We start from the raw sequence: 19,850 nt of genomic DNA on the forward strand, positions 1-19,850 counted from the left end.
CCCCCCGGCCGAAACACGCCGACCGTAGCGTCGCTGCACACGAGGTCCGGCGGCGAGCCCGGATCCGGGACGGGAGGTCGCCATGGTCACGCACCGACGACCGCTCGCGGCGTGGAACCGGGGCATGATCGCGCACGGCCGAGGTCCGGTCGACCCGCGCGTCCCCGTCCCCCTCCCGCAGATCGGATCCGTCCATGGACCTCGTCACCGTCCGCACCGTGCGGACACCCACACACCGCGACGACCTCGCCCTCGCACCCGGTGAGCGACCGCTCGGCGGCGGCACCTGGCTCCACTCCGAGGAGCAGCCGGGCCTGACCGGGCTCGTCGACCTCACGACGCTCGGCTGGCCCGACGTGGAACGCACGAGTGAGACGCTCACGATCGCCGCGACCTGCACGATCGCCACCCTCGTCCGCACCGCCCCCGACCCGGACTGGACCGCGTGGCCGCTCGTCGGTCGGTGCGCGAACGCGCTCCTGGCCTCGTTCAAGATCTGGAACGCGGCGACGGTCGGCGGGAACGTCGCGGTCGGGCTCCCGGCGGGAGCGATGATCGCACTCCTCGCGACGCTCGACGCGACGGCCGTCGTGTGGACCCCCGACGGGGCCGAGCGCCGGACGGCCGTCGAGCACCTCGTGCAGGGCGTGCGGACGCTCGACCTGCGGGACGGCGAGGTGCTGCGGGCGTTCGAGGTCCCGGTCGCCGCGCTCCGCCACGAGACCGGGTACCGACGGGTGTCGCTCAGCCCGCACGGACGGTCGGGGGCGCTCGTCACCGCCCGGTGGGGGCGTCCGGGTCGGTCGGTTTCGCCCGGGTCCTCCGGCGTCCCCGGCGGCTTCACGCTCGTCGTCACCGCCGCGACACCGCGCCCGGTCGTGCTCCGGTTCGACGCGGTCCCATCGCACGACGCGCTGGCCGCCGTGCTCGCCGACGTCACCGACTGGTACGACGACCCACACGGGAGTCCCGCGTGGCGCCGCGCGGTCAGCGTGCGGTTCGCACACGAACTCCGGGACGAGGCCGCGGCGTCGGTCGGCGGCGCCATCGGCCGGGCCGGGGAGGCGTCGTGAGGCTCCACGTGGACGGCGCCGAGCTCGAGGTCGCCCCGCAGCCCGGTCAGGTCCTCCGGACCCTGCTCCGCGAGCACGGCGTGACGGCCGTCAAGAAGGGCTGCGACTCCGGCGACTGCGGTGCCTGCTCCGTCCTCGTCGACGGCACACCCGTGCACGCGTGCATCACGCCGGCCCATCGGCTCGACGGTGCGACCGTCACCACCGCGGCGGGGCTCGGGACGCCGGAGGACCCGCACCCCGTGCAGCGTGCCTTCGCCGACGCGGCCGCGTTCCAGTGCGGGTTCTGCACCGCCGGGTTCGTCGTCACCGCGTCGACCCTGACCGAGGACGACCACGCCGACCTGCACCGGAACCTCAAGGGCAACCTCTGCCGCTGCACCGGCTACCGGGCGATCGAGGACGCGCTCGCCGGTGTGCGGAACACCTGCACGCCGACCACCGGCGACGCCGTCGGCACCTCGGTGGCCGCCCCGGCGGCGATGCGCATCGTGACGGGCCGCGAGGAGTACACGCTCGACGTCCGGAAGACCGAGGCGCTCCTGCACGTCGCGGTGCTCGGCAGCCCCCACCCCCACGCACGCATCACCGCGATCGACGTCACGGACGCGGAGGCCCTGCCCGGCGTCCACGCGGTCCTCACCCACCACGACGACCCCGGTGTCCTGTTCTCCACCGGACGCCACGAGTCGCGGCTCGACGACCCCGACGACACCCGCGTGTTCGACCGCGTGCTGCGGTTCCGCGGGCAACGCGTCGCGGCCGTCGTGGCGGACAGCGTGCGCATCGCCGAACAGGCGTGCGAGCACATCCGCGTCGAGTACGAGGTGCTGCCGAGCGTGCACGACCCCGACGCCGCCCGCGCTCCGGGCGCGCCGCTCCTGCACGGCGACAAGACCACGGACGAGCACCGGATCGCGGAGCCGGGTCGGAACGTCGTCGCCGCGTTCCACGACGAGACCGGGGACGTCGAGGCCGCGCTGGCCGCGTCGGCCGCGACCGTCGACGGCGAGTGGACCACCGGCCGGGTCTCGCACGCAGCGCTCGAGACCCACGCGACCCGCGGGTGGTTCGACGACGACGGCCGACTCGTGCTCCGGACCTCGACGCAGGTGCCGTTCCTGGTCCGCGACGAGATCGCCCGCGTGTTCGGACTCGACCCCGAGCGGGTGCGGGTGCTCGCGAAGCGGGTGGGCGGCGGGTTCGGCGGCAAGCAGGAGATGTTGACCGAGGACCTCGTGACGCTCGCCGTCCTCCGGACCGGTCGGACCGTACAGTACGAGTACGCGCGACGCGACGAGTTCACGATCGCCCCGACGCGGCACCCGATGCGCGTGCGGGTCCGACTCGGTGCGACCGCCGACGGGGTCCTCACGGCCCTCCATGTCGACGAGACCATGGACACCGGTGCCTACGGCAACCACGGCATCGGCGTCATGTTCCACTCGGTGAGCGAGTCCGTCGCCGTGTACCGGTGCGCGGCCAAGCGCGTCGACGCCGAGTCCGTCTACACGAACAACCTGCCCGGCGGGGCGTTCCGCGGCTACGGACTCGGGCAGGTCGTGTTCGCGATCGAGTCCGCCATGGACGAACTCGCGCGCCGCCTCGGCATCGACCCGTTCACGATGCGCCGCAGGAACGTCATCGTGCCGGGTGATCCGCTCGTCGTCACCGACCCCGACGAGGAGTCCGACCTGCACTTCGACGGCAGCTACGGACTCGACCAGTGCATCGACCTGGTCGAGGGCGCCCTGCGGACCGGACCCGACACCGCCGCGCGGGATGCCCTCGTGCCGCGGATGGACGGCCCCGCGCTCGACCCCGCGTCCGGCGACTGGGCGTTCGGATCGGGCATGGCGCTGGCGGCGATCGCGACCCTGCCCCCGCGCGGCCACCACGCCCACGCCACCGTGGCGCTGACGCCCGAGGGGCGCTACCGGATCGGCGTCGGGACGGCCGAGTTCGGCAACGGCACGACGACGGTGCACGCGCAGCTCGTCGCAACGGCGCTCGCCACCACGCCCGACCGCGTCGACATCCACCAGTCGGACACCGACGCCGCCCGGCACGACACGGGTGCGTTCGGCTCGGCCGGGGTCGTCGTCGCGGGCAAGGCCCTGTACGCGGCCGCCCTCGACCTGCGCGAGGCGATGACGGCCCGGGCCCTCGACGTCGTCGCAGCGCGGACTCCGCGGACGGCGTCGGGCATCCTCGGGCCGAGCGTGGCCGTCGAACCGGACGGCGTCCGGATCGGGCACGAGTTCGTGTCCGCCGCGGAGCTCCTCGCCGACGGTCCCCTCGTCGCGCACGGCCACCACGACGGCACGCCGCGATCCGTGGCGTTCACGGTGCACGGGATCCGCGTCGCGGTGCATCGACCGACGGGCGAGGTCCGGATCCTGCAGAGCGTCCAGGCGGTCGACGCGGGCACCGTGATGAATCCCGAACAGCTCCGCGGCCAGGTCGAGGGCGGCACCGCGCAGGCGATCGGCTCGTCGCTGTACGAAGAGGTCGTGCTCGACGACACCGGCCGCGTCACGACCGACAGCTTCCGGAACTACCGGGTCCCGAAGATCTCCGACGTGCCGCGGACCGAGGTGGTGTTCGCCGTCACGCACGACCCCCTCGGGCCCCTCGGCGCCAAGTCCATGAGCGAGGCACCGTACAACCCCGTCGCGCCGGCCGTGGCGAACGCGGTCCGCGACGCGATCGGCGTCCGTCCCCACCGCCTCCCGATGACGCGGGACCGGGTCTGGGCGCTCGCGAACGGGGAGGCGGGCTGAGCGGGGTGGTCGGCACCGCATCGCGGAGGCGCCTGACGGTGCGCGCGGGTCAGCTCGCCGCGTCGATCACCACCTCGGGGCCGAGCAGGTGCGGACGGTCGCCCGGTTCCGACGGTTCGCGGGAGGGCCCGCTCCAGAGGGCTGACCGCGCGACGGAACGGAACCGCCGGAGTGCGCGACCCCAGTAGCCGAGCGGTCGCCGTCCGCATGCACGGAGCGCCTCGGCGTGGTCGACGCACAACACCGTCGCAGCTCCGACGGCGACGACCCACCACGCGACCCCGACGGCGGCCCTCGTGAGGTCGGAGGCGTCGGCGAACCCGGCTCGGAGTCCGTCGACCTGGAACCGGAGGTGCTCGCGTTCGTCCGTCCGGATGCGCTCGCCGATCCCGCGCAGGATCGGATCGGGAGCGTGGTCCGCGAGCGCTTCGAAGTACTCGACGGACACCGCTTCGGCGATCATGAACAGCGCGATCTCGGTGCGCAGCCCGAGCAGACGTCGCAGTCGGGTGAACGCCGAGTCGGACCAGTGCCTCCGGAGCGAGGGTGCGCCCATCCGGCGGAGGCCCACGCCGAACAGCGCGGAGTGCTTCTGCTCCTCCGACACGAGCAGCTCGAGGGCCCGCGTGTACACGGGGTCGCCGGCCGCCCTCGCCTTGGACAGCAGCCGGACCCCGTCGCCGCCCTCACCGAGCTCGAGCCGTTGGAACGACCGCACCAACCCACGCCGCTGCCGGTCGCTCAGCACGACGGGAGCCGACCGGTCCCAGTCCCGTTCGAGTCGCTGCTGTCGCGCGGTGTTCGCCTCGAAGTACGCGACCCAGGGGTCGAACCCCGACGACTGCGCATCCACCAGCGCTGTTCGTGCAGGGTGCTCGGTGCCTGCTCCGGTCCATGTCGTCCCCGCCGCGCTCGACCTGTCGTCCATCACAACTCCCCTCCGTCGGACCGCTGCCGGTCCGCTCCGTCGACGCGCCTCGCTCCGGTGTCGGACCGGGCGCTGGTGGGACGATCGTCGTCGTCGGGAACCCCGCCGTCGTCAGCCGCCCGGACGAGGTCGCTCGGCCGGACGACCGAGTGGACGTCAGTCGACAGGCCTCCAGCACCACCGCCGCGTGCGCGGGGCCTCGGTACCGTCTCCACATGCCGTGCACGTTCATCACCCATCCAGAAGTGACGATCGAACCGATGGCGCGTGTCGAGGACTGGGGCCTCTCGGCAGCGGGACGGGCGCGCGCCGCCCATGCGGTGGAGGTCGTTCCGCGTCCTGCCCACGTCGTCAGCAGCGCCGAGCGGAAGGCCCGGGAGACGGCGACCGTCCTGGCCGCGGCCCTGGGCGTCGAGGTCGTGGTGGACCACGAACTCGGCGAGATGGACCGGAGCGCGACCGGCTACCTCCCGCCCGACGAGTTCGACGTGACCGTCGACGCCTTCTTCGCCCAACCCACGTCGTCGATCCGAGGATGGGAACGAGCGGTCGATGCGCAACGACGGATCGAGCGTGCCGTCCGGAGGCAGTTGACGAACACGCGTGACTCCGTCGCGTTCGTCTCGCACGGCGGCGTGGGCGGTCTCCTGCTGGCGAGCCTGACCGGCGCACCGATCAGCCGAGGCCTGGACCAGCCCGGGCTCGGGAGCTGGTTCACGTTCGACCCCGGCACATGGCGCGCCCTGTCCGGGTGGCAGCGGCTGGATTGACGGGATCGGTCGTCCGCGGCCCCCCAGATCCACCGGGCGGAGGACGTCGCGCCGGCCACCGTCCCGCTAGCGTCCTCGGATGACCGTCGCACCGACCAGCCGGAGCCGCACGACCGCACTCGCCGTCGGTGCCGGATCCGCCGCGGTCGGGTTGCTGCCGTGGATCATCACCGGCATGCGGCTGCCGCTGCAGAACCTCTGGGCGTCCGACGTGACCTCGCCGCACCAGATGCCGATCGCGCTCCTGCCGTTCAGCCAGTACGACGTCGCGCTCATGGCGTCGATGCTCGTCGTGGGCGGCGCACTCGCCGGCGTGCTGTTCCGCGCCGTGCGCGTGCCACGGACGATCGGCACGGTGCTGGCCGCGCTGATCGGCGTGTTCGCGCTCGACCTCGTCGCGGTCGTCGAGTCGGCCGTCGTCACGGGGGTCGGACTCCGTCGGCCGACGGGGTACGTGGCGACGTTCGTCACCCCGGAGCAGGTCTACCTGTTCGGGTTGGTGGTCATCGCGCTGTCGGCGACCGTGGTCGCACTCGTCGCCTGTTTGCTCGTCGTCGCTGTTCCGGCCCCCGGGCCCGTGATCGGCATCTCGCTCGCCGCGGCGACGCTGACGGACTGGGCCGACGCACTCGTCGTCCGGCCGACCACGGCACCGCCGACCTGGTCCGCGGATCTGCTGTCCGTGTCCCACCTGCTGCCCGGGCTGGCGGTCGGTGTCGCGGTCGGCTCGTTCTGGCAGCGCCCGTTCGGTCGGCAGATCGTCGGGGCCGTCGTCGCGTTCGGGCTGGCGTGGATCGGACCGACCTCGATCGCGGCGCTGACCGGCGCGCTCGGGTCCCGCGCGCTGCTCACGGTGCCGAGCGAGTTCGCGGACTTCGCGGTCCTCCTGTTCACCACCGAGGCACGGTCGTGGCAGGTGTGGGGTGGGGTCCTGATCGGCGTCATCGTCGCCGTCGCGCTGATCGTGGTGCGGTCCGTCAGAGCGCGAGCGACCGCAACCACGCGTCCGCCTGGCGCTGCGAGCGGAGACGGACGACACGGAGCTGCGGCCAGTCGCGCTCAGCGGCGACGACGTTCGCTCTGATCCGTGCGCGGCCCTTCCAGCCCCAGCGGATGATGTGCTCGGGGTTCCCGAAGAACGTCCGCAGCGGCGGTTCGACGTTGCCGTTCCAGAGCTCGACGCGTCGCACCGACCGTCGGATCGTCCGCAGCACGAGGCGGGACATGTGCAGGAGCACCGGGTAGTCGAGCGCGACGAGCGTGTCCGCACGCGAGACCACGAGGTCGCCGAGTTGCGACGTGTACGCCCACTCGGTGACCCACCTCGATTCGCGCGTGAACGCGTCGACCGCCTCGACGAAGTCAGGTCGGGGCGTCCAGCCCGGACCGTGGAAGAGCGCGTCGACCTCGGTGTGCGGCAACCCGGCGACGCGTTCGATCTGCTGCGCGAAGGTGGTCTTGCCCGCGCCGGACGGCCCGGCGACCAGGACGCGCTGGGGCGGCGGGGTCAGGCGGTCGGAGGAGTCGAGCACATCCCGACCCTGGACAAGGGCGCCGCTTCCTCGTCCTCGCGGATCTGGCGCCGTCTCCCGCCACCTCGCTGGTCGGGATGCCAGGATGACCTACGGCACGTCGCACCGGCGGCGGTCGGGAAGGCAACGATGTCGAAGCGGACGTACGCGGAGCACCTCCAGGCGATGATCGAGCGCGCCGGGTCCCTCACGGCGCATGAGGCCGAGATGCTCGGTCGCCTGTGGAAGGCCGACGAGGACATCGTGCTGCCCGAGCCGAGCTGGGCGTTCGAGATCCAGGGGGGCATCGACGTCCCCGTCGTCACGAACGTGCAGCTCGTCGCCGCCTGGGAGCACGCGCTCCACGCTGCGGGCACCGCGGGCCGAGTCGACGAGATCGAAGCCGCGCAGGACGCCGGCCGTGCGGCTGCACGCGACCTCCGTCACATCCACGACGACGAACTCGCCGAGGACGGCGCGCAGGAAGCCGTCCGTTCCGCGGTACTCGCGGCCGGCGTCCGCGACCTGATCCCGGACGACGAGTACCAGACGCTCACCACGGCGTGGCGGCGCGTGCTCGGCGAGCTGCCCGCCTGAGCCACACGGGGTCTCCCGTCCGAGGGCGGCGTCGCGCTCCCCGGCCCTGGTGACGCTGGCGGCCTCCTACGCCACCGCAGGCGTCCGAGCCAACCGCTCCCGCAGCCGGGCCGCCAGCTCGCGCTCGTCCGCGCCCACGAGCCTCCCGTCCCGGACGACGACGCGGCCGCCGACGACGACGTGCCGTGGACGGCGACCGGGTGACGCCCAGAGGAGGCCCGCGACCGGGTCGTCGACGCCGGCATCGGCGACGCCCGAGACGTCCCACACGCAGAGATCACCGGCGGTCCCGGCACCCAGGTGACCGAGTTCCGGCCGACCGAGACCGGCGGCGGACCCGGCGGTCGCCATCCCGAGCACCTGGCGGGCCGGGAGCTGCGGGCCGACGAGCGCGGACACCTGCATGGCCAGACGGGCGTCGGCGAGCAGGTGGCCGGCGTCGTTGCTCCCGCCACCGCTCGTCCCGAGTCCGACGGCGATCCCGGCGTCGGCGAGGCGGGCGACCGGTGCGATCCCCCAGCCCATCGGCACGTCGCAGCCCGGCGCGTGCGTCGCGGTGACACCGGCCCCGGCGAGTCGGGTGATCTCGTCGTCCGTGACGTCGCACAGATGCGCGATGGTGACGTCCGGTGCGAGCCAGCCCCACTCCTCCAGGAGGTCGATGGGGCGTCGGCCGTACCGCTCGAGCGCGATCGCGGTGTCCACCTGTTCGTTCGCCTGCGTCCGCCGCCGGAGGCGGTGGCGCGCGGCGACCTCACCGAGTGCCAGGAAGGTCTCGCGCGCGTCGGAGTGCACGCCCGCCGGCCCGACCGCGATCTGGAGGCGACCGTCCGGGTCGACGCCGCCCACGGCCTCCCGGCCGAGCAGGGCGCCGACGATCGCGTCGGCCGACGCCGCGGCCTGCTCCGGGTCGTCCCGAGCGGAGCCGCGGACGAAGACGAGTCGGCCGCCGAGTGCGCGGACGGCGTCGGCCGTCGCCCGCGCGAGCGCGGCGGTGTCCTCGGGCGTGGCGTCGGTGGGCCAGTTGAGGTGGTGGTCGGCGATGGTCGTCACGCCACTCAGGAGGCCCTCGGCGGCTCCCACGGTCGCCGCCAGTCCGTACAGCTCGGGGTCGTGCCCCGCTCGTCCGTAGGCGGCGGCCATCGCGGGGAGCCAGTCCGCCATCGGGACCCCACGCGTTCCGGGCAGGGTGCGGAACGCCGTCTGCAACAGATGGTGGTGTGCGTTCACGAGTCCGGGCGTGACGACGCAGCCCGTCGCGTCGAGGGTGGAGGACTCCGCGTGGCCGTCCTCGAGGACGACGTCGCCGCCGCGCTCCGTGCCGGGATCGACGAGGACACGGACGGCGCCGGTGACGGTGAGCATGGGGCCGTTGTAGCAGCGCAGTGTTTCCGGGCGGTGGCGGTGTGTTTCGGCACGATGACGAGGGGGCGGGACCCGCCGACGCTCGTGACCGACCGGAAACATCCCCGGAACACGTCGCCCCTAGGGTCACAGGCATGGCCCAGACCCTGATCCGTGGCGGATGGGTGCTCACCGGAGCGCCCGAGTCCGTCCCCGTCGCCGGTGTCCCCGCACACTCCGACGCCTCGCCGACGCCCGCGGCGATCCGTGACGGTGCCGTCCTCGTCGACGGCGATCGCATCGCGGCGGTCGGCAGCTACGACGACCTGCGGGCGGCGAACCCACACGCGGTCGTCCGCGGCGGGGCGTACGACATCGTGACGCCCGGGTTCGTGAACACCCACGGGCACTTCAGCGAGGGGCTCATCACCGGCATCGGCTCGCAGTACACGCTGTGGGAGTGGCTGCAGGAACTCATCGCACCCGTCAACCCGGTCATGACGCGGGACAAGGCGTACGCGGGGACGATGCTCCAGGGCATCCAGATGCTCCGCAGCGGCGTGACGACGGCGAACGACATGTTCTGCTCGGACCCGATCCCGGGCGACCCCGCCACGCCGGGCGTCGTCCAGGCGCTCGACGAGCTGGGGCTCCGCGGCGTGCTCTCGTTCGGGTCCGGTGACGTCGACCGGGACTTCGGGCCCGCGCCGATCCTCGACGAACTCCGTGTGCTCGAGGAGGCCACCGCCGCGAGCCGGTACAGCTCGTTCCGCGTCGGGATCTCCTCCATCGGCCGCTACACCGACGCCGCGTGGGAGCAGCACATCGGGTACGCGGTGGACGGCGGCCACGGCATCCACATCCACATCCACGAGGTGCGCGAGGAGGTCACCGCGGCGCGACAGCGCACCGGCAAGACCGTCGTCGGGCACGCGGCGGCCACCGGCATGTTCGCCGTCCCCGTGATCGCCGCGCACAGCGTGTGGGTGGACCGGGAGGACCGGCAGCTCTACGCGGAGCACGGCGTCGGCGTCGCACACAACCCGGTCGCGAACGGCATCCTGGCGAGCGGCATCGCGCCCGTCGCCGAACTCCGCGCCCTCGGCGTCCCGGTCGGCATCGGCGTGGACGGTCCCGCCTCGAACGACTCCCAGGACTTCCTGCAGGCGATGAAGACCGCGGCGCTGCTCGCCCGGATCCGCGATCTGCAGGCGACCGCGATGAGCGCCCGCGAAGCGTTCGAGATGGGCACCATCGGCGGCGCCCGGGCGCTGCGGATGGACGGCGAGATCGGCTCGCTCGAGCCCGGCAAGCGCGCGGACGTCGTCGTGTTCGACGGCGACAGTCCGGCCCTGGCGAACGTGCACGACCCCTACCAGGCGGTCGTCTTCGTCGCCGGGAGCCGCGAGGTCAAGGACGTGTGGGTCGACGGCGAGCTGAGCCTCGCCGATGGCGAGGTCACGCGCGTCGACCCGGCCGAGGCCGTCGCCCGGGCGCGGCCGCTGGCCCAGCAGCTCGTCGCCGAGGCGGGATTGTCCCGGCTGTCCGCGCTCGGCGGGGCCCCGCTCGAGGGCACGGAGCGGCCCTGAATCGGGAGGCCCGTGGGCACGGGTCCGCAGGCCTCCGGCCCTAGCCAGCGCGGACCGCTGCGGCGATCCGCTGCGCCGCCTGCGTCGGGTCGATGTGCGTCGTGTCGACCACCTCCGCCTCGGCGTGGAGCCAGGTGCGAGCGGCCTCGGCGTAGGGCTCCAGGCGCGAGAAGCGGAACGTCGACGGGCCGAGGACCGGGTCGTTCTGGATCCGGTCGCGGATCGTCTCCCGGTCGGCGTGCAGGACGAAGTGGCGGACCGGGATGTCATGCGCGGCGAGGCCGTCGCTGATCTCGCGCCAGTACCGCTCGACCAGGACGGTCATCGGCATGACGAGGATCCCACCGGTGTACTGCAGCACGCGTCGGGCGGTCTCGACGACGAGCGGTCGCCAGGGCGCCCAGTGCTGGAAGTCGTCGGTCGCCGGGAGGCCCGGTCGGATGTCCATGAGGACCTCACCGACCTTCTCGGCGTCGAGGACGCGCGCGTCCGGGAGCATCTGCTGCACGAGCGCGCTCGTCGTCGTCTTCCCCACACCGTGGGTGCCGTTGATCCACACGATCATGCGCGGGACTGTACCGGTCGCACATGCCGACACGGACCTCCCGGATGTCGGCGCGCCGTGGTCCGCGGGCGGCTCGAGTCGTGCCAACCGACGTGGATCGGGGTACGACGGGTGCATGGTCAGCGCGAGTCCGGTCCCCCAGCCCGCCACGAGCGAGGACAGCCACCTCAAGCAGCGGCTCGGCTACTGGTCCCTGGTCGCCACGGGAATCGGCAGCGTCATCGGTTCGGGCTGGCTGTTCTCCGCGATGTACGCCGCACAGACGGCGGGGCCGGCAGCGCTCATCGCGTGGGTGATCGGCGGCGCGGTCATGCTCGCGGTCGCACTCGTGTTCGCCGAGCTCGGCATGGTGCACCCGGAATCCGGTGGGCTGGTCCGGTACCCGCTGTACTCGAACGGGCGCTTCGCCGCGAGCATCGTGGGCTGGAGCATGTGGGTCACCTACGTCGCGAACCCGCCGACCGAAGCGTCCGGGGTCGTCCAGTACGCCAGCTCGTACATCCCCGGGCTCTTCCGCCACGGCCAGCTGACGTTCCCCGGGATCCTCGTCGCCATCGGCCTCATGGCGGTGTTCGTCGTCGTCAACTACTTCGGTGTGCAGTTCTTCGCACGCAGCAACAACATCGTCACCGCGGTCAAGATCTGCATCCCGACACTGACCATCGTCATGCTGTTCGCGAGCGGGTTCACGCACAGCGGTGGCGCGGGTGGCACGCACAACTTCGCCGCCGGCGGCGGGTTCGCCCCGTACGGCATCGGCGCGGCCCTCGGCACCATCGCGACCGCGGGCATGGTGTTCGCCTACACCGGCTTCCGCAACATCGTCGAGCTGTCGGGCGAGGCCCGGAACCCGCACCGGAACATCCCGGCCTCACTCGTCACGACGATCCTCGCGGCGATCGCGCTCTACCTGCTGCTGCAGCTCGCGTTCATCTTCGGCGTGCCGCAGCACCTGCTCGGCAAGGGCTGGAGCGGCATCGACTTCAACTCGCCCTTCGCGCAGCTCGCCATGCTCCTGGGTATGACCTGGCTGTACTGGGTCCTCATCGCCGACTCCATGGTGTCGCCGTCGGGGTCGGGCATCGTCTTCACGGCGTCGAACGCGCGCAACATGTTCGGCCTGGCGAAGAACCGGTTCTTCCCCTCGTGGTTCGCCAAGGTGCACCCGGGATCCGGCGTGCCGCGACGGGCGCTCATCACGAACTTCCTCGTCGGCATCCTGTTCCTGCTCCCCCTGCCGAGCTGGCACGCGATCATCGGCGTGACGGGCACGCTCATCGCGTTCACGTTCTCGATCGGCTCGGTTTCGCTCGTCGCGTTCCGGCGGTCGGGTCTGGCGGACCGAGCGGCACGCCTGCCCGGGATGTCGGTGATCGCGCCGTTCGCGTTCGTCGTGAGCGCGCTCGTCATCTACTGGGTGCCGTGGTCCGAGCTGGTCCTCACCATCCCGATCATCGTCGTCGGACTCATCTGGTACGCGGTCACGTACGCCCTGCAGCACCACGGTGCGGGTGAGGTCGTCGGCGGCATCTGGCTCGTCGCGTACCTCGCCGTCGTCTACGGCATGTCGGCGATCGGGAGCTTCGGCGGCCTCGGCCTCATCGGGGCGCCGTGGGACTCCGTCGTGCTCGCGGTGCTCGCGGCCGGCCTGTACGTGTGGGGCACGCAGTCCGGGATCCGCTACATGCGCTCGCGTCCCGAACTCGTCGACGAGCTCCGGGGCAGCGGATCGACGCGGGGCGGTAGTCGCTCAGGCGTGGCGTCCGGCCAGCGCCAGGAGCGTCCGCGCCGGTGCTGACAGGCTGGCGGACCAGATGGCGCTGAGCGGTCGGACGAGAGGCGGGTCGGCGACCGGGATCCGGACGAGGCGACCGCTGCCGAGCTCGGCCGCGACGGTCCGGAGGCTCATGACAGCGGGAGCGACACCGGCGACGGCGTTCGCCCGCACCACACCAGTCGTGCCGAGCACAGCGGCCGGCTCGTGGAGTGACAGGCCGGCGGCATGGAGCCATGCCTCCAAGGTCGCGCGCGTGCCCGACCCCTCCTCCCGCACGAGCAGCGGCGTGCTCGCGAGGTCGGCTGCCGCGACCACCCCGCGTTCCGCCCAGGCGTGATCCGGCGAGACGACAACGGCGAGTTCGTCGTCCATGAGCGGGGCGTGGCGCAGGTCGGTCGCCATCGACGGGCCTTCGACGAACCCGAGATCGGCACGCCCCGACCGGACGTGCTCGACCGCGTCCGCCGAGTTCCCCGCCAGGAGCCGGACCATGACCGTCGGGAGCGCCACGCGGAGTTCGAGCAACCAGGACGGCAGGAACAGTTCGGCGACCGTCTGGGAAGCAGCGACCGTGAGGGAACCGGTGTCGGCTCGCAACGCGTCGATCCCCACCTCGAGCCGCCGGGCCGCTTCGAGCACGGGCTGAGCGAGCTCGAGCACCGTGGTGCCGGCCGTCGTCAGGGTCGATCCGCTCGAGGACCGCCGGAGCAAGGGCACGCCGACCAGCCGCTCCGCGGCGCCGATCCGGGCCGACACCGCCTGCTGGGTGATGCCGAGCGAGGTGGCTGCCCGCGAGAACGAGCCGGTCTCCGCCACGCGATCGAGGACCTCGATGGTGTCGAGGTCGAGCAAGCGATCGGTCAGTCGTCGGACCACAAGTAGACATTGTGGCAGGACAACGGGATCGTCGTTCCGCGGCTTCCTTGTCGACGCGATGGTGGAGGCATGACCACCGACACCACTCCCCGACCCACAGCGCGTCGCCGCATGATGTTCCGGAAACTCGACAGGTCCGACTCGGTCGTCTCGAATCTCACGCCGAACTGGTTCGCGTCGATCATGGGCACCGGCATCGTCGCGACGACGGCGGCAACGCTGCCACTGCAGTTCCCGGGCCTCCGCCTGTTCGCGACCGCGATCTGGGCGGTCGCAGCGGTGATGCTCGTCGCACTCGTCTGTGCGACCGTCGCGCACTGGACTCGATTCAGCGGCGTCGCCAGGCAGCACCACCTGCATCCCGTGATCGCGCACTTCTACGGCGCGCCGCCGATGGCGTTCCTCACCGTCGGAGCCGGCGCGCTCCTCGTCGGTCGGGACTGGGTCGGGCTGTCGGCCGCGGTCACCGTGGACTGGGTCCTCTGGTCGCTCGGCACGCTGATGGGCCTCGTCAGTGCCGTCGCGGTCCCGTACCTCGTGTTCACGCGCCACGAGAACGGACCGGCGGCCGCGTTCGGTGGGTGGCTCATGCCGATCGTGCCGCCCATGGTGTCCGCGTCCACAGGAGCGCTGCTGCTGCCGCACGCGCCGGACGGCCAGGCCAGGATCACGCTGCTCTGGGGCTGCTACGTCTGCTTCGGCATGAGCCTCGTGGCGTCCCTGGCGGTCATCGGGCTCATCTGGGGCCGACTCAGCGAGCACGGCGTGGGACCTGCTTCCATGGTTCCGACGCTCTGGATCGTGCTCGGTCCGGTGGGGCAGTCGATCACCGCCGTGAACCTGCTCGCGGGCAACGCTCCGACCGCAGTGGGCGCGCGGATGGCGCACGCGCTGCTCGTCCTCGCGTTGGTGTACGGCTTCGCGATGCTCGGATTCGCGCTGCTGTGGACCACTCTGGCCGTCCTGGTCACGGCACGTGCCGTCCGGCGAGGGCTGCCGTTCGGCCTGACCTGGTGGTCGTTCACCTTCCCGGTCGGGACGTGCGCCACCGGGTTGAACGGGCTCGCCCTCCACTCCGGGCTGGTCGCGGTCGACGTGCTCGCCGTGGTCTACGCCGTCGGGCTCGTCGCCGCATGGTGTCTCGTCGCGGTCCGGACGTTCCACGCGTCCGTCGTCACCGGAGCGCTCCTGTCACCCCCAGCCTGAGCTCGGTCGAAGTCGCGCCCGGACGACGAGCGCGCCGAGCAGCGACAGCGCAGTCGTCGTCGGCGCGCGCTCTCCGGCAGCGATGGGCCCTACAGGTCGAGCACGAGCCGCGGGCAGCCGCCGCGTGCCCGCGAGACGCAGATCATCATCGTCCGCCCCTCGGCGTGCTCCTCGGCGCTGAGCACGGTGTCCCGGTGCTCGACCTCCCCCTCGAGCACGGGGGTCTCGCAGGTGCCGCACGTGCCCTCGCGGCACGACGACAGCACGAGCACGCCCGCGTCCTCGACGACGTCGAGCAGCGACCGGTCGGGAGGCACGGTGACGGTGATCCCCGACAGCGCCAGTTCCGCCTCGAACGGCTCCCCCGGTGCGGTGGCATCGTCGGCGGCCGTGAACCGCTCGACCCGGACGGCGTCAGGGCCGCGGTGGGCGCCGGCCGCCACGACCGCGTCCACGAGCGCCCGCGGCCCGCACGCGTAGACGACCGCGTCCGAGGGTCCCGCGAGCAGGCCCGGCACGTCGAGCCGGGTGCCCTCGTCGCCCGGGTAGAGCCGGACCTCGGCGGGGTGTGCGGCGGCGAGGTCCCCCGCGAACGCCATCCCCGCCCGGTCCCGTCCCGCGTAGTGCAGGGTCCACGGGGTGCCGTCGGCCTCGGCCAGGGCGATCATCGGCAGGATCGGCGTGATCCCGATGCCGCCGGCCACGAACACCGCCGGGCGCGCGGGGTCGAACGCGAAGTGGTTGCGCGGACCGCGGACGGCCACGGTCTCGCCGGGCACGAGGACGTCGTGCACGGCGGCGGACCCCCCGCGGCCCTCCTGCTCGCGGAGCACGGCGACGCGCCAGTGCCCGTCCGCGGTCGTGGCGACGAGGGAGTACTGCCGCTCGAGCCCGGGGCGCACCTCGAGGTCGACGTGCGCCCCCGGGGTCCAGGCGGGCAGCGGTGCCGCGTCCACCGGAGCGAGGTCGAGGGTGACGACGTCCCGGGCCACCGCGGTCCTGGCCGCGACCCGGACGGCGATGCGGGCCTCCTGCGCGCTCATGCGGCACCTCCGGTCGGCGCGGGCGTCTGCTTGACGACGATGAGGTGGAACCGCTCGCCGTCGGCGCTGCACCATCGGTGCGGCGTGCCGCCGCGGTAGTACGCGGAGTCGCCGACGCCGAGCCGCGTCACGTCCCCGGCGAGGTCGAGGAGCACCGCCCCGGCCACGACGGTGAGGAACTCGTCCTCGTGGTGTTCGTAGTGCTCGCCGGGATCGGTGTCCGCGCCGATCCACTCGAGGGGCTCGAACGCGTGGCTGCCGCCGTGCACGAGCAGGCGGGCCGATCCCAGGGCGAACGGGCTCCGGGCACCCTCGTGGGCGCGGACGACCTCGGGGCGCGGGTCGTCGGGCTCGCGGAGCTGCGGGTCACCGGCGGCGAGCAGCGCGACCTGGCTCGTGCCGAGGGCGCCGGCGATGCGGTCGAGCGACACCATGCTCGCTCGGGTGTGCCCGCGCTCGAGCTGGCTGAGGAACGAGTGCGACAGTCCGCTCCGGTCGGCGAGCTGCACGAGCGTCAGGGACCGGCCACGTCGGAGTTCGCGGATGTGCTGGCCGATCCGGCGGGCCTGCTCGTCGACGACGCGCGTGCCGGCGGCGTCGGGGTCGACGACCTCGGTGGTGACCACGGGCTCCTCCATCGTGCTGGCCGCTCCGGGCGGCGTCGCGGGTCGTTACATGCGGCAACGGGGGCGAAACGCGCGGGAAACGTGGCCGCCCTAGCATCGGCGATGTTGATGCGATCAACATTTTGGCACACGAGCGGAGGGATCCCGTGAGCGCGACACTGCCCCGGCCACTGGCACTCCTGCGCCACGGACTGCTGCCCGACGGGCGCCGTGTCGACATCGCGATCGAGGGCGGCACGGTGTCCGAGGTCGCCCCGGCCGGCACGCTCACGGCGGACGCCGACGCCACCCTCGACCTCGAGGGGCGTCTGCTCCTCACGGCCCCCGCGGAGCCCCACGCGCACCTCGACAAGGCGCTGAGCTTCGACCGGATCCGACCCCCGCTCGGTGACCTCGGCTCGGCCATCGGCGCCTGGATCGCCCACGCGGCGGACATGACCGTCGACGACATCGCGGACCGGGCCCGCACCCAGGCCCTCGCGATGCTCGCCACGGGCACGACCGCGGTCCGCACGCACGTCGACGTGCTCAGCGGCGACGGAACGGCCACGACCGACCAGGCCACCCGCGGCGCACGAGCGCTGCTCCGGGTGCGGCGTGAACTCGCCGGCCTCATGGACATCGAGCTCGTCGCACTCGCCGGTCACCGCGCGCCGGACGCGCACGTCGAAGCGGTGCTCGACCTCGGGGTGGACCTCGTCGGCGGTGCCCCGCACCTCGCGGACGACCCGGACGCCGATCTCGACCGCCTCCTCGCGATCGCGGCGCGGCGCGGACTCGGCGTCGACATGCACGCCGACGAGAGCCTCGACGGGCCGGTCACGCTCGACCGCTACGCGCGGACGGTGCGGGACTGGCCACGGGACCGGCAGTACTCGGCGGGACACTGCGTGCGTCTCGGCACCCTGTCGCCCCAGCGCCGCGCCGAGGTGATCGAGGACGTGCTCGCCGCGGACCTCGGCGTCATCACACTCCCGATCACGAACCTGTACCTGCAGGGCTGGCAGCACCCGGTGTCGACGCCGCGCGGTCTGACGGCGCTCCGGGCGCTCCTCGACGCCGGCGTCCGGGTGGCGGCCGGAGCGGACAACGTGCGGGACCCGTTCAACCCGGTCGGGCGGTCGGACGCGCTCGAGACCGCCTCGCTGCTCGTGACCGCGGGACACCTCACGCCGGAGGAGGCGTACCGGCTCGTCAGCGACGGCGCCCGCAGTGTCATGGGCCTCCCGCCCGCCGGGGCGGTGCCGGGTGCGCGGGCCGAGTTCCTGGCCATCGCCGCGTCGAGCCTCATCGAGGCCGTCGCCGAGGCCCCCGCGGACCGGCTCGTCGTCGCGCACGGCCGGCTCGTCGCGGTCACCGAGGTCCACCGCTCCGTCGCCGCGCCCATCCCCGCGCCGACCGCCCCCGGCGACACCGTTCCCGCCGACACCACCCCCGCAACCGCCACCCCGGCACCCACCGCCTGACCCAGCCCGATCCACCAGAACGAAGAGGTAGCCGTGACCACCACCGCACCCGCGCCCGTCACGTCGACGGACACGCTGCTCGACTTCGGGAACGTCGAGATGACGTTCCCGAACGGGACCATCGCCCTCCAGGGCGTCGACCTGACGGTCGACCGCGGCGAGTTCGTGTCCGTCGTCGGTCCGTCCGGCTGCGGCAAGTCGACCCTCCTCCGGATCGCCTCCGGACTCGAGACCGCGTCCGACGGGACGGCGTCGGTCGGGGCCTCCCGGATCGGCTACGTGTTCCAGGACGCCACGCTGCTCCCCTGGCGCACCGTGCAGGGGAACGTCGAGCTGCTCGCGGAACTCGGCCATGTCGGCAAGGCCGAGCGCGCCGAGAAGGCGCGCCGGGCCATCGACCTCGTCGGACTGAACGGGTTCGAGACGAACCTGCCGAAGCAGCTGTCCGGCGGCATGCGGATGCGCGTGTCCCTCGCCCGGTCGCTCACCCTCGACCCGGAGCTGTTCCTGTTCGACGAGCCCTTCGGCGCGCTCGACGAGATCACGCGCGAGCGACTCAACGACGAACTGCTCCGCCTGTTCGTCGAACAGCGCTTCGCCGGGCTGTTCATCACGCACTCGGTGTCCGAGGCCGTCTACCTGTCGACGAAGGTCATCGTCATGTCCGGCCGTCCCGGCACGGTCGTCCGACGCTTCGACGTCCCGTTCCCGATGCCACGGGACCCGGACATCCGCTTCACGCCCGAGTTCGCCGAACTCGTCGGCGAGGTCTCGCACGCGCTCCGGGAAGGACACCGCTGATGGTCACGCTGCAGGAGGTCGCCGAGACCCGCACCGCCCGGGCGGCCGCCCGCCAGACACGCAGCAGGACACGGCCCGCCGTCATGTGGTGGCAACCCGTGGCCGTGTTCGTCGTCCTCATCGCCCTCTGGTACCTCGCCGCGACGTACTACGACAAGGCGAAGAACCTGGCATTCCTCGTCCCCTACCCGCACCTCGTCGCCAAGGCGATCGTCTGGGACACGAGTCCCGACGGCACGCCCTCCGGGTTCGACGGGCAGCTGTGGCAGGCGCTCGCGCGGACGGCCCTGGTGTCCCTGACCGGGCTCGCGATCGCGATCGTCATCGGCGTCGTCTGGGCGATGCTCATGGCGCAGGCGAAGTGGCTCGAGAACTCGCTGTACCCGTACGCCGTCGTGCTCCAGTGCGTGCCGATCCTGGCGCTCGTCCCGCTGATCGGTGCCCTGTTCGGGTACGAGTTCGCCAGCCGCGTCATCGTCACGGTGATGATCGCGCTGTTCCCGATGGTGTCGAACACGCTGTTCGGTCTGCAGTCGGCCGACCGCGGGGCGCGCGAGCTGTTCCGGCTCCAGCAGGCCGGCCGCGGCGCCCAGCTGCTCAAGCTGCAGATCCCCGCCGCCCTGCCGTCGATCTTCGTCGGACTGCGGACGTCGGCCGGGCTCTCGGTGATCGGCGCGATCGTCGGCGACCAGTTCTTCCAGCGCGGCAACCCGGGCCTCGGCGTCCTCATCCAGGTGACCGCGTCGCGGCTCATGGGCCCCGAGCTCTACGCGACGATCATCGTCGCCTCGCTCTTCGGCGTCGCCGTGTTCCTCGTCTTCGGCCTCATCGGGCGTCTCGCCGTCGGCCGCTGGCACGACTTCGGCTGAGTTCCCGCCCCCATCGTCTCCCCCTC

18 protein-coding genes are annotated in these 19,850 nt (G+C 72.7%); 11 read left to right on the plus strand and 7 right to left on the minus strand.

The annotated features are described in order from the left end of the window. The first annotated feature begins 194 nt into the window (after positions 1–194). Together DEI92_RS10050 and DEI92_RS10055 are read left to right on the plus strand one after the other, a co-directional pair. The gene (locus DEI92_RS10050) at positions 195–1,073 is read left to right on the plus strand and encodes an FAD binding domain-containing protein (RefSeq protein ID WP_111013366.1); all 879 of its coding nucleotides are present in this window, start codon (positions 195–197) and stop codon (positions 1,071–1,073) included. Next, entirely contained in the window at positions 1,070–3,856 is a 2,787-nt protein-coding gene (locus DEI92_RS10055; protein ID WP_111013367.1) for a molybdopterin cofactor-binding domain-containing protein, read from the plus strand. The genes DEI92_RS10050 and DEI92_RS10055 overlap by 4 nt, the downstream gene beginning before the upstream one ends. Positions 3,857–3,905: 49 nt before the next feature. Here the strand turns inward: DEI92_RS10055 and DEI92_RS10060 are convergent, their stop codons facing one another. After that, the gene (locus DEI92_RS10060; protein ID WP_111013368.1) at positions 3,906–4,709 is read right to left on the minus strand and encodes a ferritin-like domain-containing protein; all 804 of its coding nucleotides are present in this window, start codon (positions 4,707–4,709) and stop codon (positions 3,906–3,908) included. A gap of 290 nt (positions 4,710–4,999) precedes the next feature. Between DEI92_RS10060 and DEI92_RS10065 the strand changes: the two genes are divergently transcribed. Continuing rightward, positions 5,000–5,554: a histidine phosphatase family protein gene (locus DEI92_RS10065; RefSeq protein WP_111013409.1), complete on the plus strand. Its 555-nt coding sequence runs from the start codon at positions 5,000–5,002 to the stop codon at positions 5,552–5,554. Positions 5,555–5,633: 79 nt separating this feature from the next. Next, entirely contained in the window at positions 5,634–6,638 is a 1,005-nt protein-coding gene (locus tag DEI92_RS10070) for a hypothetical protein (protein ID WP_111013369.1), read from the plus strand. Here the strand turns inward: DEI92_RS10070 and DEI92_RS10075 are convergent. Further along, positions 6,532–7,086: an AAA family ATPase gene (locus DEI92_RS10075; RefSeq protein ID WP_111013370.1), complete on the minus strand. Its 555-nt coding sequence runs from the start codon at positions 7,084–7,086 to the stop codon at positions 6,532–6,534. The genes DEI92_RS10070 and DEI92_RS10075 overlap by 107 nt on opposite strands. A 129-nt stretch (positions 7,087–7,215) precedes the next feature. Here DEI92_RS10075 and DEI92_RS10080 point away from each other — a divergent pair, with 129 nt between their 5' ends. Further along, positions 7,216–7,662: a hypothetical protein gene (locus tag DEI92_RS10080; protein WP_111013371.1), complete on the plus strand. Its 447-nt coding sequence runs from the start codon at positions 7,216–7,218 to the stop codon at positions 7,660–7,662. Between the two features lie 66 nt (positions 7,663–7,728). Here DEI92_RS10080 and DEI92_RS10085 read toward each other — a convergent pair whose 3' ends face one another. Further along, positions 7,729–9,027 carry an amidohydrolase family protein gene (locus DEI92_RS10085; RefSeq protein WP_111013372.1) on the minus strand — a complete coding sequence of 433 codons (1,299 nt, stop codon included), beginning with the start codon at positions 9,025–9,027 and terminating at the stop codon, positions 7,729–7,731. Between the two features lie 134 nt (positions 9,028–9,161). On the opposite strand from DEI92_RS10085, the gene DEI92_RS10090 reads away from it, so the two are divergent. Then, positions 9,162–10,595, plus strand: coding sequence for an amidohydrolase family protein (locus DEI92_RS10090; RefSeq protein ID WP_111013373.1), 1,434 nt, complete (start codon positions 9,162–9,164; stop codon positions 10,593–10,595). 40 nt (positions 10,596–10,635) lie between these two features. Here the strand turns inward: DEI92_RS10090 and DEI92_RS10095 are convergent, their stop codons facing one another. Beyond that, positions 10,636–11,160: an AAA family ATPase gene (locus DEI92_RS10095; protein WP_111013374.1), complete on the minus strand. Its 525-nt coding sequence runs from the start codon at positions 11,158–11,160 to the stop codon at positions 10,636–10,638. 115 nt (positions 11,161–11,275) lie between these two features. On the opposite strand from DEI92_RS10095, the gene DEI92_RS10100 reads away from it, so the two are divergent. Further along, positions 11,276–12,958, plus strand: coding sequence for an APC family permease (locus DEI92_RS10100; protein ID WP_111013375.1), 1,683 nt, complete (start codon positions 11,276–11,278; stop codon positions 12,956–12,958). Here the strand turns inward: DEI92_RS10100 and DEI92_RS10105 are convergent. Next, the gene (locus DEI92_RS10105) at positions 12,911–13,813 is read right to left on the minus strand and encodes a LysR family transcriptional regulator (protein WP_258370155.1); all 903 of its coding nucleotides are present in this window, start codon (positions 13,811–13,813) and stop codon (positions 12,911–12,913) included. The genes DEI92_RS10100 and DEI92_RS10105 overlap by 48 nt on opposite strands. Before the next feature lie 69 nt (positions 13,814–13,882). Between DEI92_RS10105 and DEI92_RS10110 the strand changes: the two genes are divergently transcribed. Further along, positions 13,883–15,019, plus strand: coding sequence for a TDT family transporter (locus tag DEI92_RS10110; RefSeq protein WP_111013376.1), 1,137 nt, complete (start codon positions 13,883–13,885; stop codon positions 15,017–15,019). 89 nt (positions 15,020–15,108) lie between these two features. Here the strand turns inward: DEI92_RS10110 and DEI92_RS10115 are convergent, their stop codons facing one another. After that, the gene (locus tag DEI92_RS10115; RefSeq protein WP_111013377.1) at positions 15,109–16,062 is read right to left on the minus strand and encodes a PDR/VanB family oxidoreductase; all 954 of its coding nucleotides are present in this window, start codon (positions 16,060–16,062) and stop codon (positions 15,109–15,111) included. Next, positions 16,059–16,688, minus strand: coding sequence for a helix-turn-helix domain-containing protein (locus tag DEI92_RS10120; RefSeq protein WP_258370156.1), 630 nt, complete (start codon positions 16,686–16,688; stop codon positions 16,059–16,061). The genes DEI92_RS10115 and DEI92_RS10120 overlap by 4 nt, the downstream gene beginning before the upstream one ends. A 146-nt stretch (positions 16,689–16,834) precedes the next feature. On the opposite strand from DEI92_RS10120, the gene DEI92_RS10125 reads away from it, so the two are divergent. The 3 genes from DEI92_RS10125 to DEI92_RS10135 are packed head-to-tail and all read left to right on the plus strand — an operon-like array spanning position 16,835 to position 19,824. After that, positions 16,835–18,154, plus strand: a complete 1,320-nt coding sequence (locus DEI92_RS10125) for an amidohydrolase family protein (protein ID WP_111013379.1) — start codon at positions 16,835–16,837, stop codon at positions 18,152–18,154. A 33-nt stretch (positions 18,155–18,187) separates the two neighbouring features. Further along, complete coding sequence (locus DEI92_RS10130) at positions 18,188–18,955, plus strand: ABC transporter ATP-binding protein (RefSeq protein ID WP_258368807.1); 768 nt, start codon at positions 18,188–18,190, stop codon at positions 18,953–18,955. Next, positions 18,955–19,824: an ABC transporter permease gene (locus tag DEI92_RS10135; RefSeq protein WP_111013380.1), complete on the plus strand. Its 870-nt coding sequence runs from the start codon at positions 18,955–18,957 to the stop codon at positions 19,822–19,824. Before DEI92_RS10130 ends, DEI92_RS10135 begins: the two co-directional genes overlap by 1 nt. Positions 19,825–19,850 lie beyond the last annotated feature (26 nt).

The organism is Curtobacterium sp. MCBD17_034, assembly GCF_003234515.1.
In the GTDB taxonomy this organism is placed as follows: domain Bacteria; phylum Actinomycetota; class Actinomycetes; order Actinomycetales; family Microbacteriaceae; genus Curtobacterium.

Coding starts and splice junctions, on each gene's coding strand:
- DEI92_RS10050 (WP_111013366.1), top strand. CDS start 195: ATGGACCTCGTCACCGTCCGCACCGTGCGGACACCCACACACCGCGAC.
- DEI92_RS10065 (WP_111013409.1), top strand. CDS start 5,000: ATGCCGTGCACGTTCATCACCCATCCAGAAGTGACGATCGAACCGATG.
- DEI92_RS10070 (WP_111013369.1), top strand. CDS start 5,634: ATGACCGTCGCACCGACCAGCCGGAGCCGCACGACCGCACTCGCCGTC.
- DEI92_RS10080 (WP_111013371.1), top strand. CDS start 7,216: ATGTCGAAGCGGACGTACGCGGAGCACCTCCAGGCGATGATCGAGCGC.
- DEI92_RS10085 (WP_111013372.1), bottom strand. CDS start 9,027: ATGCTCACCGTCACCGGCGCCGTCCGTGTCCTCGTCGATCCCGGCACG.
- DEI92_RS10090 (WP_111013373.1), top strand. CDS start 9,162: ATGGCCCAGACCCTGATCCGTGGCGGATGGGTGCTCACCGGAGCGCCC.
- DEI92_RS10095 (WP_111013374.1), bottom strand. CDS start 11,160: ATGATCGTGTGGATCAACGGCACCCACGGTGTGGGGAAGACGACGACG.
- DEI92_RS10100 (WP_111013375.1), top strand. CDS start 11,276: ATGGTCAGCGCGAGTCCGGTCCCCCAGCCCGCCACGAGCGAGGACAGC.
- DEI92_RS10110 (WP_111013376.1), top strand. CDS start 13,883: ATGACCACCGACACCACTCCCCGACCCACAGCGCGTCGCCGCATGATG.
- DEI92_RS10115 (WP_111013377.1), bottom strand. CDS start 16,062: ATGAGCGCGCAGGAGGCCCGCATCGCCGTCCGGGTCGCGGCCAGGACC.
- DEI92_RS10135 (WP_111013380.1), top strand. CDS start 18,955: ATGGTCACGCTGCAGGAGGTCGCCGAGACCCGCACCGCCCGGGCGGCC.